Source organism: Oleiphilus sp. HI0061 (assembly GCF_001635675.1).
The window spans coordinates 1-267 of record NZ_LWFE01000912.1 but is presented as its reverse complement, the minus strand read 5'-3'; the positions used below and the strand labels follow the sequence as shown (position 1 = coordinate 267).

Annotated in this window: 1 protein-coding gene; it reads right to left on the bottom strand. The window is 35.6% G+C overall.

What is annotated here, in order from left to right; genetic code table 11:
* On the bottom strand, nucleotides 1-267 hold a 267-nt coding region (locus A3735_RS31850; RefSeq protein ID WP_231882535.1), incomplete at both ends, for a hypothetical protein.

The window sequence follows — 267 nt, the reverse complement described above, 5'->3', positions numbered from 1 at the left end:
ACATAACCAGAGGCACACTCACTTCCATAGTAATAGTATTCAACATTCCAATAGCAATCATAGCGAACAGAACCACGCCTAATTCTATTGAAATAGAATATTTCATTTTTCGCTTTAAGTACAGAGGGTAATAACATAAGAGATACACAACTGCACCACCCAAGAACACTCCCCATTGTGCAAATTTATCTACGATATCAGAATGATGACCAATTCCTTTTCCAAAGGCTAGTATACCAAATAAGAAATTCTCCTTGAACGTATTAA